Source organism: Sphingobacteriales bacterium, from assembly GCA_016719635.1.
GTDB lineage: Bacteria > Bacteroidota > Bacteroidia > Chitinophagales > JADIYW01 > JADJSS01.
Genome location: JADJYT010000003.1, coordinates 266,121 through 283,776 on the forward strand (window position 1 = coordinate 266,121; position 17,656 = coordinate 283,776).

Sequence of the window (17,656 nt, forward strand, 5' to 3'; positions counted from 1 at the left end):
TGATTAATCTGTTCAATCTCTTTATCAATTGGGCACCACTTCTATAATTACCTTATCGGAGATGAAAGGATTCCATCCTACAGCAACCCTCCCGTATTCATCTTTTTCATATTTCACTTTAACTCCGTTCAATCTTATTTCAAAGCCATTTGAATACCGGTTATCCGGAATATATATTACAGGGCCGGAAGAAGAATGATTGCTCTCAAAGGTAAATCTTAAGCTATTGGCTGTCAAATCAAACCGATGATCTATCAGTATTCCCGGTATAGCCATGGCATACGGAACAGCAAATAAGTTTTTAGCTTCTGTCCGCTCCGCCCATTGTTTATTACCGCTGATATGTTCATAGAACCCCCAGTTACCATCCTTACCGGAAGTACCCGGCAGCGGCTCTTTCCAGAGCCAGAATGCATGGTGAATATTTCTGTCTTCGGCCATTTCTTTGAAAGCTACAACATAGGCGGCACCGGCTTCTCTGGACGGATTCATACCCCACTCATTCATACAAACCGGCGCATTCCAGCTTTGTCCCTCCAGCACTATCCTGTCCATAGCTTTTTTCATTACCTGCTTCCAAACATCTACTTTTGCATAACTGGCTCCTTGTGTCAGATTGGGATAATAATGCGGACAATAGACAACCTTATTATCTATAAATGGAGTAGTAAGCAATGGAGAGACCTCCGTAAAATTACGGATAGCATCAGGTTCTAACCATAATGAATGCCTTGTATCTATACTTCGCATTGAACGGGAACATCTTTCATAAAACCTCATTAAGACAGCATCACTCAGGCCGGCTGCCGAACAGATAGGCTCATTCGCCGGTTCAAATCCGATAACGGCATTCTCCTCTTTAAACTCCCGTATAATATCTTTCCACACATCGAGAAACTCATCCTGATACCCGTCATAGTTGATAAAGAAATTATGAAAGGCTAAAAAGACAAACGGATTTGCCCTAAAGGCAAAGAGGTCATCAAAATCAATGATACCCTCTGCTTTTGGGAAAGCCGCGGGAAATATTGCCCAATAAGGCGCTCCGTCCTCTCCCATTTCCTTGCTGTAGGCATCGCTGTGCCAGTCAATCTGGACATAGATTCCGGCATCCTTACACCAGCCAACCACTTCCTTTATTCTGTCTATATAAGCGTGGTTAATTTCATTGCGTTCCGGTTCGTAAGCGCTCCAGTTTATTGGCAGCCGAAGCAGATTAAATCCCATGGCTGCCATCCCTTTTATATCCTCTTCTGTCGTTTCCGGAATAATTTCATTAGCGGTTCTTCCGTCAGCATGAACCACATCAAACAATCCGTCCAGACGGGCATTGATTCCACGCAACTGTATGGTTCTTCCCTGTTCATCATAAAACTGCCGGTCACGTACATCTATCCAGTTAATATTCCAATTATTTTGCACTGTAAAATCATCCGCAGTATTCTTAGTGCAGGAAATCAACATTGCGGAGCACAACATTGCAGTTATCTTCCATTTCATACCGTAAATCTAAAAGATTTTAAATAAAAAATACCCCCGCAAATTGCGGGGGTATTTTTTATGAATGTGCAACTGATTATTACTTGGAAAGAATAACAGGTTTCACATAGTACTTACCTTCTGATGTTTCCAGTCTGTAGAAGTACATACCGGCTGCATGACCGGCTCCGTTGAACTGATAGATATAATCTAATCCACCTTCAACTGTGCCGCTATACAGCAATTCCACTTCCTGGCCAACCGCATTGTACACGGCTAATCGTACTCTGGCATCTACCGGCAATCTCAGCTTGATATTCGTAATATCAAAGAATGGATTCGGCATTGCCGTCATCTCTACTTCAGCATGTTCGTGCAGTTCTTCTGCTATATCTGCTTCTATCTCACGGTTGTTGGCACATGGACCTACACTCCACTCACCGCCTTTGGAGTTCAGTTTCTTCTGAACATCCTTGTCTTTCACACAATGCGTATGAGCTGCCTTGTTCTTAGGTTTGTGACACATCAGTGTTTTACCGTTTGCACAAGAACTGATACCACACAGCACATTACTGTTGTCTACCTGAGAGTACATGTACAACTCACGATAGAAACTGCCAACGATATCTGCATTACAAGTGGTTGGGATTACTATGATGGAATCCGGATTCTGTGCAATTTGAGCATAGGTGATACTGTTGAATATCCCTCCAGGCAATGAGGTTGCAGAGACCGTAAAGATATCTCCGGGATTTACATTGGAGAATTTCGCTAACGTATCTGTCAACAACGGATCAGAGAAAATATACATGGTTGCATTCGTCGAAACGGATGAGCTATCCCATATAGAGTACTCAAAGGTGATTTTTTTCAATCCGCCAACACATGCACATACCGGTGCAGGAGCTGGAGTACAGTTCGGATCACAATTGGTTTCCCAATCCCATATCGTATAATCATCTCCCTGAACTTTTCTGCCAATAAACTGTCCGGTCAGACGGATAGGATTGGTCGCTTTACCTTTCAATGACCTAATCTCTCCGCGTTGTGCGAATACGTTACCAAAGAATACGGAACCTTCACCCCACTCTACTACTTTCTTGTCATCTTTCTTATCCTCATCACCTACATATATCGTCACCTTGTTGCGTTCCAGGTTGAACTTCGTATTCTTCTCAAAATCCACTTTTTTGTTCACCGATATTTTCGCACATCCGCTGAACTTAACAGTAGCCCCATCTTTTACTTTTAATTCATCCATATAGATGATAGGACGTGTGAACGTAACTACGGCATTCGCTCCTATCTGGATATTTTTATAGATGGAATCTGACAAGGTAACTGTAGCTCCACTGGCAACATTCACATTTGTAACACCTGCATACGGATTACCAAAATATGACGGAATGGTGAAGTTGGCAACTCCGGTATATTGGTTAGTTACCACCGAGCCTGTTTTGATGTCTAACACCGGTGCTTTCACAAATGTGGTAGCTCCCGTTATCATCGTATTCTCATGTATTTTAGCTTGCTCACCGGCTGTTGTCACACCAACACCGCCGTTCAATACGGTGTTGTAACCATGTAAGTGCACTTCTTCGAACCCAATTATGGTATAAGCTGCATTAAAGCCAACCGGGTTATAATTTACATAAGTACTAGCACTTGCAGTACATCCGTTGCCATTTGTTACATTCAGATTATATGTACCTGTTGCATATACATTGATGCTCTGTGTAGTCTGGCCGGTCTCCCATGCATACGTTACCGGCTCACTCGGTGTAGCAGTAAGTATCACCTGATTACCCTGGCAGAACTGAGGCATTGTACTTTGGCTGATGACCGCAGAAGGAATTGTACCTACTACCGTCACCGCTGCAGCACAAGTGCTGCTGTTACCGTTATTATCCGTTACTGTCAATACAACCGGATTTGCACCGATATTACTACAATTGAATGATGTCGTTGTAACAGCTAAATTAGCTATACCACAGGCGTCTGTACTACCATTATTTACATCGCCAGCGACAATAGAAGCAGTTCCACCGGAAAGTGTAACTGAAACATTCTGACACAATGCGATTGGTGCCACATTATCCTCTACCGTTACCGTTGCGCCGCAGTGCTTGTATTGCCGTTAACATCCGTTACCGTCAACACCACTGCATTCGCGCCTACGTTGCCGCAGTTGAAGGTCGTTTTGCTCAAGGCTAGGCTGATGCCGCACGCATCCGATGAACCATTGTCCACCGCTGCCGCCGTCGTACGCCGTTGCCTGTATTGTCCAGTTGTACCGTTACGTTCTGACACAATGCGATTGGTGCCACATTATCCTCTACCGTTACCGTTGCGCCGCAAGTGCTGCTGTTGCCGTTAACATCCGTTACCGTCAACACCACCGCATTCGCCCTACGTTGCCGCAGTTGAAGGTCGTTTTACTCAAGGCTAGGCTGATGCCGCATGCATCCGATGAACCATTGTCCACCGCTGCCGCCGTCGTACTGCCGTTGCCGGTATTGTCCAGTTGTACCGTTACGTTCTGACACAATGCGATTGGTGCCACATTATCCTCTACCGTTACCGTTGCGCCGCAGGTGCTGCTGTTGCCGTTAACATCCGTTACCGTCAACACCACTGCATTCGCCCCTACGTTGCCGCAGTTGAAAGCTGTTTTACTCAAGGCAAGGCTGATGCCGCACGCATCCGATGAACCATTGTCCACCGCTGCTGCCGTCGTACTGCCGTTTCCTGTGTTATCCAGTTGTACCGTTACATTCTGACACAATGCGATTGGTGCCACATTATCCTCTACCGTTACCGTTGCGCCGCAAGTGCTTGTATTGCCGTTAACATCCGTTACCGTCAACACCACTGCATTCGCCCCTACGTTGCCGCAGTTGAAGGCTGTTTTGCTCAAGGCCAGGCTGATGCCGCACGCATCCGATGAACCATTGTCCACCGCTGCCGCCGTCGTACTGCCGTTGCCTGTGTTATCCAGTTGTACCGTTACGTTCTGACACAATGCGATTGGTGCCACATTATCCTCTACCGTTACCGTTGCGCCGCAAGTGCTTGTATTGCCGTTAACATCCGTTACCGTCAACACCACTGCATTCGCGCCTACGTTGCCGCAGTTGAAAGCCGTTTTACTCAAGGCTAGGCTGATGCCGCACGCATCCGATGAACCATTGTCCACCGCTGCTGCCGTCGTACTGCCGTTGCCTGTGTTATCCAGTTGTACCGTTACGTTCTGACACAATGCGATTGGTGCCACATTATCCTCTACCGTTACCGTTGCGCCGCAGGTGCTGCTGTTGCCGTTAACATCCGTTACCGTCAACACCACTGCATTCGCCCCTACGTTGCCGCAGTTGAAGGTCGTTTTACTCAAGGCTAGGCTGATGCCGCACGCATCCGATGAACCATTGTCCACCGCTGCCGCCGTCGTACTGCCGTTGCCGGTGTTATCCAGTTGTACCGTTACGTTCTGACACAATGCGATTGGTGCCACATTATCCTCTACCGTTACCGTTGCGCCGCAAGCTGCTGTTGCCGTTAACATCCGTTACCGTCAACACCACTGCATTCGCCCCTACGTTGCCGCAGTTGAAGGTCGTTTTACTCAAGGCTAGGCTGATGCCGCACGCATCCGATGAACCATTGTCCACCGCTGCCGCCGTCGTACTGCCGTTGCCTGTGTTATCCAGTTGTACCGTTACGTTCTGACACAATGCGATTGGTGCCACATTATCCTCTACCGTTACCGTTGCGTGCAGGTGCTGCTGTTGCCGTTAACATCCGTTACCGTCAACACCACGGCATTCGCCCCTACGTTGCCGCAGTTGAAAGCTGTTTTACTCAAGGAAAGGCTGATGCCGCACGCATCCGATGAACCATTGTCCACCGCTGCTGCCGTCGTACTGCCGTTTCCTGTGTTATCCAGTTGTACCGTTACATTCTGACACAATGCGATTGGTGCCACATTATCCTCTACCGTTACCGTTGCGCCGCAAGTGCTTGTATTGCCGTTAACATCCGTTACCGTCAACACCACCGCATTCGCGCCTACGTTGCCGCAGTTGAAGGCTGTCTTGCTCAATGAAAGGCTGATGCCGCACGCATCCGATGAACCATTGTCCACCGCTGCCGCCGTCGTACTGCCGTTGCCGGTATTATCCAGTTGTACCGTTACGTTCTGACACAATGCGATTGGTGCCACATTATCCTCTACCGTTACCGTTGCGCCGCAAGTGCTGTATTGCCGTTAACATCCGTTACCGTCAACACCACCGCATTCGCGCCTACGTTGCCGCAGTTGAAAGCTGTCTTACTCAAGGCAAGGCTGATGCCGCACGCATCCGATGAACCATTGTCCACCGCTGCTGCCGTCGTACTGCCGTTTCCTGTGTTATCCAGTTGTACCGTTACGTTCTGACACAATGCGATTGGTGCCACATTATCCTCTACCGTTACCGTTGCGCCGCAGGTGCTTGTATTACCGTTAACATCCGTTACCGTCAACACCACTGCATTCGCCCTACGTTGCCGCAGTTGAAAGCTGTCTTGCTCAATGCCAGGCTGATGCCGCACGCATCCGATGAACCATTGTCCACCGCTGCTGCCGTCGTACTGCCGTTGCCTGTGTTATCCAGTTGTACCGTTACGTTCTGACACAATGCGATTGGTGCCACATTATCCTCTACCGTTACCGTTGCGCCGCAAGTGCTTGTATTGCCGTTAACATCCGTTACCGTCAACACCACTGCATTCGCTCCTACGTTGCCGCAGTTGAAGGTCGTTTTACTCAAGGCTAGGCTGATGCCGCACGCATCCGATGAACCATTGTCCACCGCTGCCGCCGTCGTACTGCCGTTGCCGGTGTTATCCAGTTGTACCGTTACATTCTGACACAATGCGATTGGTGCCACATTATCCTCTACCGTTACCGTCGCACCACAGGTGCTGCTGTTGCCGTTAACATCCGTTACCGTCAGCACCACTGCATTCGCGCCTACGTTGCCGCAGTTGAGGTCGTTTTACTCAAGGCAAGGCTGATGCCGCACGCATCCGATGAACCATTGTCCACCGCTGCCGCCGTCGTACTGCCGTTGCCGGTGTTATCCAGTTGTACCGTTACGTTCTGACAATGCGATTGGTGCCACATTATCCTCTACCGTTACTGTTGCGCCGCAAGTGGCTGTATTGCCGTTGGTCGTTTTACTCAAGGCTAGGCTGATGCCGCACGCATCCGATGAACCATTGTCCACCGCTGCTGCCGTCGTACTGCCGTTTCCTGTGTTATCCAGTTGTACCGTTACATTCTGACACAATGCGATTGGTGCCACATTATCCTCTACCGTTACCGTTGCGCCGCAGGTGCTTGTATTGCCGTTAACATCCGTTACCGTCAACACCACTGCATTCGCGCCTACGTTGCCGCAGTTGAAAGCTGTCTTACTCAAGGCTAGGCTGATGCCGCACGCATCCGATGAACCATTGTCCACCGCTGCTGCCGTCGTACTGCCGTTGCCGGTATTGTCCAGTTGTACCGTTACATTCTGACACAATGCGATTGGTGCCACATTATCCTCTACCGTTACCGTTGCGCCGCAAGTGCTTGTATTGCCGTTAACATCCGTTACCGTCAACACCACCGCATTCGCGCCTACGTTGCCGCAGTTGAAAGCTGTCTTACTCAATGAAAGGCTGATGCCGCACGCATCCGATGAACCATTGTCCACCGCTGCTGCCGTCGTACTGCCGTTTCCTGTGTTATCCAGTTGTACCGTTACATTCTGACACAATGCGATTGGTGCCACATTATCCTCTACCGTTACCGTTGCGCCGCAAGTGCTGCTGTTGCCGTTAACATCCGTTACCGTCAACACCACTGCATTTCCTGAAGCTGCTGTAATAGTGTGTGCACCTAAACCGGTAGCATCATCTGTCGGGAAAACATTCCATTCTGTGGTAAGTGTAGGGAAGCCTGATCCCGGATTGGATGAGATGCCCTGGATTACAGTACCCTTTCTGCGAAGGGTTCTGTCAGTGGTCTGATAACCTCCGGCACCCGTCCATCCGCTTGCTCCTGGATCCGTTCCTATTCTTCCAAAAATATCCAGGTTACCGGTACCTGATTTGTATAATACCACGGCATCATTTCCATTAAAGAATGAAGACGCGCTGGTTTGGTCCGCCTGTGCCAATACAGCAGGTGATGCCGTACTGGTTGCCACTACATACACATCTCCGGATGCTACCGTGCCTGTTAAAGCTATGGTACCGCCTACTGATGTGCTGCCGTTGAAATAATATCTCAATTCATATCCTCCTGCTGACAGGTTCACCGCTGATCCAGTTCCATTGTATATCTCTATTGCCTTGATATTGCCGGAGCCTTCTATATACTCTGATATTAATAAACCGGAAAGTGGGTCTCCCTTAACATCTGAACAATTAAATGTATTTGGAGAAACGCTTAAAGAAGCAACGCCACAAGCATCTGAAGAGCCGTTATCAACGTCTGCTCCGACAATACTTGCATTTCCGGTATTATCCAACTGAACCGTTATATTTTTGCATAATGCTGCAGGAGCAGTATTATCCACCACCGTCACCGTTGCACCGCAGGTGCTTGTATTGCCGTTATTATCTGTAACTGTCAATACGACTGCATTTGCTCCTACGTTGGCACAGGTAAATGTTGTATTGCTTAATACCAGTGACTGCATACCGCAGGCGTCGGATGAACCATTGTTCACCGCTGCTGCCGTTGTCGAGCCATTTGCACCTACCAGGTTTACTGTTACATTTCTGCAAATCGCCACCGGTGCCACATTGTCCTGTACCGTCACCGTTGCTCCGCAGGTGCTGGTATTGCCGTTAACATCCGTTACCGTCAAAACTACTGCATTCGCGCCAACGTTGGCACAGGTAAATGCTGTTTTGCTTAATGCCACCGACTGTATTCCGCAGGCATCGGAAGAACCATTGTTCACCGCTGCTGCCGTCGTGGAGCCATTTCCGGCATTATCCAGTGCAACCGTTACATTCTGACAAACTGCAACCGGTGCTATATTATCCTGTACGGTTACTTTTGCACCGCAGGTGCTGCTGTTACCATTCACATCCGTTACTGTCAGTACGACTGCATTCGCACTTAAATGAGCATGAGCACCTAAACCGCTGGCATCATCTGTCGGGAAAACATTCCATTCTGTGGTAAGTGTCGGGAAGCCTGATCCCGGATTGGATGAGATACCCTGGGTTACCGTATTTTTCCTGCGAAGGGTTCTGTCAGTGGTCTGATAACCTCCGGCACCCGTCCATCCGCTTGCTCCTGGATCCGTTCCTATTCTTCCAAAGATATCCAGGTTACCGGTACCTGATTTGTATAATACCACTGCATCATTTCCATTAAAGAATGATGATGAGCTGGTTTGGTCTGCCTGTGCCAATACAGCAGGTGATGCCGAACTGGTTGCCACTACATACACATCTCCGGATGCTACCGTGCCTGTTAAAGCTATGGTACCGCCTACCGATGTGCTGCCATTGAAATAATATCTTAATTCATATCCCCCTGCTGACAGATTCACTGCCGATCCTGTTCCATTGTATATCTCTATTGCCTTGATATTGCCGGAGCCTTCTATGTACTCTGATATTAACAGACCAGAAAGCGGCGAACCGGAAATGTTGCTGCAATTAAATGTGTTTGGAGAAACGCTTAAAGCAGCAACACCACATGCATCTGAAGAGCCGTTATCAACGTCTGCTCCAACAATACCTGCATTTCCGGTATTATCCAACTGAACCGTTATATCTTTGCACAAGGCTGCAGGAGCAGTATTATCCACTACCGTCACCGTTGCACCGCAGGTTGATGTGTTGCCGTTAACATCCGTTACCGTCAGCAACACTGCATTCGCTCCTACATTCGCACATCCAAATGAAGTTGTGCTCAGCGACAGACCAGCTACACCACAGGCATCAGATGAACCATTGTTCACCGCTGCTGCCGTTGTCGAGCCATTTGCACCCACCAAGATTACTGTTACATTCTGACAAACTGCCACCGGTGCCACATTATCCTGAACGGTTACCGTTGCACCGCAGGTGCTGGTATTACCGTTGTTGTCCGTTACCGTCAATACCACTGCATTGGCACCAACGTTGGCACAGGTAAATGCTGTAGTGCTTAGTGCCAGCGACTGTATTCCGCAGGCATCGGATGAACCATTGTTCACCGCTGCTGCCGTTGTGGAGCCATTTCCGGCATTATCCAGTGCAACCGTTACATTCTGACAAACTGCAGATGGTGCTTCTGCATCCGTAACCGATATTGTAAATGAACATGTTGATGTATTTCCACTTTGGTCTGTTGCTTTAAAGCTAATTGCAGACGAGCCTACCGGGAACTGAGTTCCTGAAGCTGCTCCGCCTGTTTGAACTAAAGAAGATACAGTACAGTTATCCGTTGCTGAAGCGGCAAAGGTCACCAGTGCTCCGCACTGACCGGCATCTGTGTTCACAGCAATATTTGCCGGACAGGTAATCACTGGAGCAATATTATCTACTACTGTAACTGAAGCAAAACAGAATTCAGAATTTCCACTTAAATCACTCAGGATTACCGTAACCGGACTTGTACCTAAATTGGAACAGGTAAAACTGTTAGGATTTACCACCCTGGATGTGATACCACAATTATCTGTACTGGCGCCACTAAAATCTAATCCTGTTGCCGTAGCATTCCCTGAATTATCCAATGCTACAGTAAAATTATTACAAACAGCCGTTGGTTTAATGTTATCTATTATTGTAACGGAAGCGCTGCAGGTTGATGCATTTCCGCTGTTATCAGAAACCGTCAATACAACTGTATTACCGGAACCTAAATTAGCACAGGAGAACGTTGAAACATTTAATGAAGTACTTTGAATTCCGCATGCATCATTTGAACCATTATTCACCTGAGCTGCTGTAATCGTTACATTTCCGTTAGCATCCAATGGAACTGTTATGTTTTGACAGATTGCATTTGGAGCAACATTGTCAACTATAGTAACAGCAGCATTACAAGTACCGGTATTGCCGCTATTGTCTATCACTGTTAATGTGACTGTATTCAATCCAACATTGGAACACGTAAATGTAGTTTGAGAAACGGCACTGTTACCCGTTACTAATGTGCAGTTATCTGTTGAGCCGTTATCTATAGTTGAAGGTGTAATACTTACAAAGCTTGCACCATTTAATTGTAACGTCACATTTTTACATGCTGCAACAGGCAACTCATCATCATATACATAAACAGATGTCTCACACGTAGATGTATTTCCATTTACGTCTGTAACCGTCCATGTCACTACCGTTAATCCTTTAGTATACAGACCGCTGGCATCACTGGTGTTGTTGAAGCTGTTTATTATGCTTTGAAGACTGCAGTTATCGGTAGCAGATAATGCTCCGATAGATACATTACCTAAGCAAGTTCCGGTAGTGGTTGCAGTAAATTTATCTAACGGACAAGTTGTAATCAACGGAAGTTCATTATCCGTAACACTTACTGTAAAACTGCAGGTCGCTGTGTTGCCGCTGGCATCCGTGACCGTGAAGGCATTGGTCGTTGTTCCGATTGGGAACGTGGAACCGCTTATCTGTCCGCCTGTCTGTGCCACCGTTTGTCCCGAACAATTGTCTGCAGAAGTGATGGCTGCATAGCTAACCGCTGCACCGCATACTCCCGGATCATTATTCACCGCTATATTCGAAGGACAGGTAATCGTTGGGAGTTCATTATCTGCCACACTCACTGTAAAGCTGCAGGTCGCTGTGTTGCCACTTGCATCCGTGACTGTGAAGGCATTGGTCGTTGTTCCGATTGGGAACGTGGAACCGCTTATCTGTCCGCCTGTCTGTGCAACCGTCTGTCCGGCACAATTATCTGCAGAGCTTACGCTGTAGCTTACCGCTGCACCGCATACTCCCGGATCATTGTTGACGGAAATGTTTGCGTTACAGGTGATCGTTGGATTTTCATTGTCTGCCACACTCACTGTAAAGCTGCAGGTCGCCGTGTTGCCGCTGGCATCCGTGACCGTGAAGGCATTGGTTGTCGTTCCGATTGGGAACGTAGAACCGCTTATCTGTCCGCCTGTTTGTGCTACCGTCTGTCCGGCACAATTATCTGCAGAACTTACGCTGTAGCTTACCGCTGCACCGCATACTCCAGGATCATTGTTGACAGAAATATTGGAAGGGCATGTAATCTTCGGAAGTTCGTTATCCACTACCGTCACCGTAAAGGAACAGGTGCTGGATAAGCCTGCCGCATCCGTTACTCTGAATGTATTGGTGATGGTTCCTGTTGGGTATACGCCACTTGGAACACCTGCAATTTGAACAGTTGTCTGACCAGGACAATTATCCGTTCCTGTCGGAGCAGTGTAAGTTACTGTCTGAGCACAGGTTCCGGAAGCTACATTCACACTTATGTTAGTCGGACAAGTGATGGCAGGTGCCTGATTGTCCGTAACGGTAACTGTGAATGAACAGGTTGTTGAATTTCCCGCTGCATCCGTTACTCTGAATGTATTGGTCATCGTTCCTGTTGGGAAAGAAGCACCGCTGGCAGATCCTGTAATTTGTGCAGTTATCTGACCAGGACAGTTATCCGTTCCTGTCGGAGCCGTGTAAGTTACTGTCTGAGCACAGGTATTTGGAGCCACATTTACACTGATGTTAGCAGGACAAGTGATGGCAGGTGCCTGATTGTCCACCACAGTAACAGTAAATGAACAAGTCGTGGAATTACCGGAAGCATCCGTTACCCTGAATGTATTGGTAGACGTTCCGGTAGGATAAGAAGCTCCGCTGCCTGACCCACCTATCTGTGCCGTTGTCGCACCCGGACAGTTATCCGTTCCTGTTGGAGCTGTGAAGGTCACAGTCTGAGCACAGGTATTTGGTGCTACGTTTACACTTATATTAGCAGGACAAGTGATGGCAGGTGCCTGATTGTCCGTTATCGTTACTGTAAAGGAGCAGGTACTGGAAAGCCCTGCTGCATCCGTTACTCTAAATGTATTGGTGGTGGTACCTGTTGGGAAAGATGCACCGCTGGCAGAACCTGCAATTTGTGCAGTTGACTGACCAGGACAATTATCCGTTCCTGTTGGAGCCGTATAAGTTACCGTTTGAGCACACGTATTTGGAGCCACATTCACACTTATATTAGCAGGACAAGTGATGGCAGGTGCCTGATTGTCCGTTACAGTAACCGTGAAAGAACAGGTATTGGAAAGTCCTGTTGCATCCGTTACCCTGAAAGTATTGGTGGTAGTTCCTTTAGGAAGATGCACCGCTGGCAGAACCAGCAATTTGTGCAGTAGTCTGTCCGGTACAGTTATCCGTTCCTGATGGTGTTGTATAGGTTACTGTTTGGGCACAGGTATTTGGCGCCACATTCACCGCTATATTAGCAGGGCAGGTAATGGCAGGTGCCTGATTATCCGCCACGGTTACAGTAAATGAACAGGTAGTTGAATTTCCAGCCGCATCCGTTACCCTGAATGTATTGGTGGTGGTTCCTTTAGGGAATGAAGCACCGCTGGCAGAACCTGCAATTTGTGCAGTTGTCTGTCCGGTACAGTTATCCGTTCCCGTTGGAGCCGTGTAAGTTACCGTTTGAGCACACGTATTAGGTGCCACATTCACTCCTATATTTGCCGGACAAGTGATGGCAGGTGCCTGATTGTCCGTTACCGTTACAGTAAAGGAACAGGTACTGGAAAGCCCTGCAGCATCCGTTACCCTGAATGTATTGGTGGTGGTTCCTTTAGGGTAAGAAGCACCGCTGGCAAGACCTGCGATTTGTGCCGTTGTAGCACCTGCACAGTTATCCGTTCCGGTTGGTGCTGTATACGTTGCTGTCTGTGCACAGGTATTCGGAGCCACATTCACTCCTATATTTGCCGGACAGGTAATAGTCGGTACTATGTTATCCGATACGGTTACATTGAAGTTACAGGTTGCCACCCTGCCTCCCGGATCGGTACCAGTATGCGTAACCGCCGTAGTTCCCAGTGGGAAGGTAGATCCGCTGGCACCGCCGGCTGTTCTGGCAACCGTTACGGTACAGTTATCACTGAAAGTAGGAGTTGCATAGGTTACAGCCGCCCCGCAGGTACCTGCAGTGGTATTCACGGAGATAGTGGAAGGGTAGGTTGCTACCGTTGGTGTGGTGACATCTTTTATATAATAACGCAATGAACCGGATGCTGCAAGTACCGCGCGGGAAAACTGTGCAACTTCCACATAGTAAGTACCACTTGCAGATGGTGTATAGGTTATCGAACTGGCCGGAGCACATGCATCATCATTGGAAGCAGCCACGGTAAACCCATCCGTACCATACAGACGGAGATAAGTATCATTGGTAGCGAGTCCGCAATTTTCAAACACATAAGTCGTACCGGCAGTCAGTGCTACTGACCACGAAGGTATCACTCCCGTTGAATAGGCAATTGTCTGACCTGCACCATTACAGGACAATGCCGGAGTTATAGAAGAGCCGCCTGATACATATTTCCAGGTCACCCCAATGGCATACTGGTGGTTGCTGGTGCTTCCTGCACTCGGACCATTCGTCCAGGTACCGTTAGAAGGAGAAGCCAGTACCCTGAAGTCAAACGTCTGCGAAGCTGTTTGTCGGCAGGCATCTGCAGGAGGACCGCCCTGGAAGACACAACGGTTATCCGAGTCTTCCTCCCAGGCATCAATACGGGCAATAATCTGCCAGGATGCGTTGGTACGGTTGGATACGATCGCCGGCGAGTTTACCGCCCAGGTAGTCGTACCGTTGAAATCGGTTGTCATACAGTTGGTCGTACCTTCCGTGGCATTCACGTTGTCTTTTGTCCACAGCCAGGCTGTGTATTCCTCGGTATCGCCGTCCTGACATCCTACGTCTGAACTTCGGACAAAACCGGATCTGGTGCTATACGTCACATTTGCCATCTGGGCTTCTGCTACAGCTGCCCAACAGCAAAAAAGTGCGATAAGGGCGATTTTGATTTTAGATGTATTCATAATAATCATACTTATTTTTTTAACATTCTGTTCTTTCCTGTTTATTTAGTAAAGGTGAAGTGAGCAAAAGTGGATTTCGCATAATCTTCATCAAAAACATCCAGCACCAGTTCGTTCGCACTAACCGACCGGATAATAAAATTGATCACTTTGGGTTCGCAGTCATCACATCCGGTTACAATCCCGTTTAAAGTCAGCGCCTGGTCAATTAAGGTAAAAGTACCCTGCCAGGACCTTTCGCCGTCAGTATAAAAGGTGTACACAAAACCGGAACCTGAAAAATTAAGCTTGGTAGTTGTCAGCGGAAAATCAGGCAGGTAATTGTCCCCTCTGGCAATTTCATCTTCCGGTGTCAGTACCTGAGACGTATCTCCGCCCGTCAGGGAAGTCAGTGTCCAGATGCCCTGTAAGTCATCCGAAGTAGTTTGTGCTTTAGATGTTGTACAGAAAAGCACCAGGAAAAATAATGAAATGAAAATCTTTTTCATACGGTATTGTTTTATTTTTTTAGTTAACTGTTATTGAATTTATATGCAGGTTGCCGGCTGAATGATTCGGGTCGAACCGGCTAATTTTCGGATTTTCAGGTGCCAAAGTTTCCGTTTCACGGCAGTTAATCTCCTCTGTACACCTCTTTTTGTAAATTTCACACATACGCCCTTGCTTAATTTTCTTAGACAAAAAATAGGTATAGACTGCGCCAAAGGGTACCTAAAATAAGGTATCTTCGCGCATTTTCATTAAAAAACCGGTATTTATTACTTGCATTTTAAATCTATTCCCCGTTTAATATTAACAATATTTTACACAAATCTCACACAGGGGTAACATATTTTTTTAAAATTTAACAAATTAAGTACAGACCATTATTAGTCGATAATTATGCATTAAATTTTAATTTGTGTCGATGGGAATCAGTTGGGCAACTTATTGGGAAGTTCATTCATTTTACCGTGCAGCTTGTAGTAATATTCCAGGTTGCTGATCAGCACATCGCTTTTAAACCCTTTGGAAAGGGCAATTTCATAGTTCCGGACAGCCAGGACGGTATCTTTCATGTTCAGATAAGCATCCCCTTTATTGACGAAACCGTCAATCCAGTGATTTCTGATGGCAATATCTGCGAGCGGAATAATGGCATCATAGCGGTGTGTCTGCAGGAGGATGTCTATGATCTTTCCATACAGAATTTCATTCAGGGTATATTTATAAAAGGCCGGATAAAAGTATTGTAAGGCCTTTTCATTGTCCGGCTTGTCAAAATAATAAATATTCCCCATCAGCTCCTGTGCGTTGATGTACGTAAATTTCTGCAAGGTATCTACCCTGCCCCAGCATGCCAGCGCACTGTCCGTATTATTCAAATACGATCGGTATACTTTGCCCAGGGCGATCCAGGCGTCATTACATTTCGGATATACTGCCACCGCTTTCTCGAAATAGGATTTCGCCCTGTATATTTCGGCTTTTTTATCTGGAATAATCTCTCCTTCCTTACCCAGCTCTTTCATGATATGACTGCCCATCATAAAATTGGCTCTGGCAGATTTTGTCAGGTAAGTTATATCATGTTCGAAAAGGGTTGTCTTATCATACCATTGTGTATTCCTGTTTAAGGTCATCAGTCCGTATGGAACAAACAGGGGTATCAACAACAGCCCGGTTAACTTAACGGGAGTCAAATCCCGCTGCGTAAAAAAATATTTTTTCAGCAGCACAGCGAGCTGATACAACCCTATCGCAAGGAGCACACAGAAACCGGCCGATGCCTGGTAGATCAGACGCTCACCCACTATCCCGGTAATCGACGGCGCAGGCTTTATATTGGAGAAGAATGCAATATTGATTCCAAATACCATCAGCCATAATGAAAAATACAGGTTTTTCCGCTTATGGATATTAAATACGATTACGGCCAACACTACTGAGATGAGGAGCAGGCCCGCATAAGGGTAGAAACTGTCCCAGCCCCTGTCCGGCAGCATATCGTATCCATAGTAATATCGCAGCGGGAATGGTATGAGCAGCTTGCTAATATAAAAGAATATGGTCTGCATGCCATTGGGAATATTGTGACCGGCAGCATAAAAAGCCGTTGGAGTCGTTTCAAACTTATACCCGATATCGCTCCGCAAGACGGATGTACTCATCCATATAAAAGTGAAAAAGGGTATGGCTATTCCTATCAGCAGCCATAAGCCGGATTTTTGAAAAAATATCTTTTGGATGGCATCTTTGGAAAACACATCTCCCTGCAAATTCATTATCCGGTAAAAAAGCAGCAATATGAATGACACCGGAATGACCATGAAGGCAGTTTCCTTAGCCAGGTTTGCCAAAAGCATAAAACCGGCTATCAGAAAAAGATATCGCCAGTTTTGTGTTTCCAGCAGTTTTAATGTATTGAACAAGGCGGCAATGGCAAATGTAAAACATAAGATCTCCTCCCTGTTCTTGATGCTGCACACCACTTCCGTGTGTATCGGATGAATGATAAACAACAATACCGCTCCGTATAGGACCGCTTCATTCTTATAACCAAACAGCGATGCTGTCTTTTTCAAAAAAAGCAGCAGTAAAAAAACATTGAGTGCAAACAGCAGCACATTAATAAAATGGCTGTAATGCGGGTTATTTCCCCACAAACTGTATTCGATTGCCAGTGTTATCTTTCCCAATGGCCGATAACCATAAGTGACGCCGGGACCGTTGCTGTAATTGGTGGTCAGCAATTCGGGAATACCGCTGATTCCTTTCTTCGTCAACGGATTGCCTTCGTCTAAAGAAACGACATAACCGTCATCGAGGTTGTACTCATTCCGGATAGAATTTCCGTAGGTGGCAAAAACCAGCAGCAAAATAATCAGCACTTCCCACCAGCTTCGTTGCAGGTTTATCGGAGAGGCGGACTTTGCCGGTATTGGGAGTTGTATTTTTTTTCTGGCGGACATACTGTACCGTGCACTGTTTACAGGAACAACTACAAATGATGCCTGTAAAATACATCATTTAAATTATTAACCGATACAATCTGCACATAAAAAACGTCCTGCAAGCTATGCTTCGCAGGACGTTACCAAAA

13 protein-coding genes are annotated in these 17,656 nt (G+C 47.0%); all 13 read right to left on the bottom strand.

The window, feature by feature from the left end:
• Positions 1 to 24: 24 nt before the first annotated feature.
• Complete coding sequence (locus IPM95_08075; GenBank protein ID MBK9329258.1) at positions 25 to 1,500, bottom strand: cellulase family glycosylhydrolase; 1,476 nt, start codon at positions 1,498 to 1,500, stop codon at positions 25 to 27.
• 79 nt (positions 1,501 to 1,579) lie between these two features.
• A complete protein-coding gene (locus tag IPM95_08080; protein MBK9329259.1) occupies positions 1,580 to 3,571 on the bottom strand; it encodes a T9SS type A sorting domain-containing protein in 1,992 nt (663 codons plus the stop codon).
• 14 nt (positions 3,572 to 3,585) lie between these two features.
• Positions 3,586 to 3,789 carry a hypothetical protein gene (locus tag IPM95_08085; GenBank protein ID MBK9329260.1) on the bottom strand — a complete coding sequence of 68 codons (204 nt, stop codon included), beginning with the start codon at positions 3,787 to 3,789 and terminating at the stop codon, positions 3,586 to 3,588.
• 79 nt (positions 3,790 to 3,868) lie between these two features.
• A complete protein-coding gene (locus IPM95_08090; GenBank protein ID MBK9329261.1) occupies positions 3,869 to 5,041 on the bottom strand; it encodes a hypothetical protein in 1,173 nt (390 codons plus the stop codon).
• On the bottom strand, positions 4,992 to 5,225 hold the full coding sequence (locus IPM95_08095; protein MBK9329262.1) for a hypothetical protein: 234 nt from the start codon (positions 5,223 to 5,225) through the stop codon (positions 4,992 to 4,994). The genes IPM95_08090 and IPM95_08095 overlap by 50 nt, the downstream gene beginning before the upstream one ends.
• 14 nt (positions 5,226 to 5,239) lie before the next feature.
• Positions 5,240 to 5,698: a hypothetical protein gene (locus IPM95_08100; protein MBK9329263.1), complete on the bottom strand. Its 459-nt coding sequence runs from the start codon at positions 5,696 to 5,698 to the stop codon at positions 5,240 to 5,242.
• Positions 5,699 to 5,712: 14 nt separating this feature from the next.
• Positions 5,713 to 6,000 (bottom strand): hypothetical protein, encoded by a 288-nt coding sequence (locus IPM95_08105; protein MBK9329264.1) that lies wholly within the window; start codon positions 5,998 to 6,000, stop codon positions 5,713 to 5,715.
• The gene (locus IPM95_08110) at positions 5,997 to 6,476 is read right to left on the bottom strand and encodes a hypothetical protein (protein ID MBK9329265.1); all 480 of its coding nucleotides are present in this window, start codon (positions 6,474 to 6,476) and stop codon (positions 5,997 to 5,999) included. Before IPM95_08110 ends, IPM95_08105 begins: the two co-directional genes overlap by 4 nt.
• 14 nt (positions 6,477 to 6,490) lie before the next feature.
• A complete protein-coding gene (locus tag IPM95_08115) occupies positions 6,491 to 6,643 on the bottom strand; it encodes a hypothetical protein (GenBank protein ID MBK9329266.1) in 153 nt (50 codons plus the stop codon).
• On the bottom strand, positions 6,597 to 12,863 hold the full coding sequence (locus IPM95_08120) for an HYR domain-containing protein (protein MBK9329267.1): 6,267 nt from the start codon (positions 12,861 to 12,863) through the stop codon (positions 6,597 to 6,599). Before IPM95_08120 ends, IPM95_08115 begins: the two co-directional genes overlap by 47 nt.
• Positions 12,832 to 14,574: an HYR domain-containing protein gene (locus IPM95_08125; GenBank protein MBK9329268.1), complete on the bottom strand. Its 1,743-nt coding sequence runs from the start codon at positions 14,572 to 14,574 to the stop codon at positions 12,832 to 12,834. Before IPM95_08125 ends, IPM95_08120 begins: the two co-directional genes overlap by 32 nt.
• Before the next feature lie 41 nt (positions 14,575 to 14,615).
• Positions 14,616 to 15,062 (bottom strand): hypothetical protein, encoded by a 447-nt coding sequence (locus tag IPM95_08130; protein ID MBK9329269.1) that lies wholly within the window; start codon positions 15,060 to 15,062, stop codon positions 14,616 to 14,618.
• Between the two features lie 426 nt (positions 15,063 to 15,488).
• Positions 15,489 to 17,525 (bottom strand): hypothetical protein, encoded by a 2,037-nt coding sequence (locus IPM95_08135; protein ID MBK9329270.1) that lies wholly within the window; start codon positions 17,523 to 17,525, stop codon positions 15,489 to 15,491.
• Positions 17,526 to 17,656: the final 131 nt, after the last annotated feature.

Bases quoted from the DNA above. Each gene is read 5' to 3' on its own strand.
- IPM95_08075 (MBK9329258.1), bottom strand. From the start codon at position 1,500: ATGAAATGGAAGATAACTGCAATGTTGTGCTCCGCAATGTTGATTTCC.
- IPM95_08090 (MBK9329261.1), bottom strand. From the start codon at position 5,041: ATGTTAACGGCAACAGCAGCTTGCGGCGCAACGGTAACGGTAGAGGAT.
- IPM95_08115 (MBK9329266.1), bottom strand. From the start codon at position 6,643: ATGTGGCACCAATCGCATTGTCAGAACGTAACGGTACAACTGGATAAC.
- IPM95_08125 (MBK9329268.1), bottom strand. From the start codon at position 14,574: ATGAATACATCTAAAATCAAAATCGCCCTTATCGCACTTTTTTGCTGT.
- IPM95_08130 (MBK9329269.1), bottom strand. From the start codon at position 15,062: ATGAAAAAGATTTTCATTTCATTATTTTTCCTGGTGCTTTTCTGTACA.
- IPM95_08135 (MBK9329270.1), bottom strand. From the start codon at position 17,525: ATGTCCGCCAGAAAAAAAATACAACTCCCAATACCGGCAAAGTCCGCC.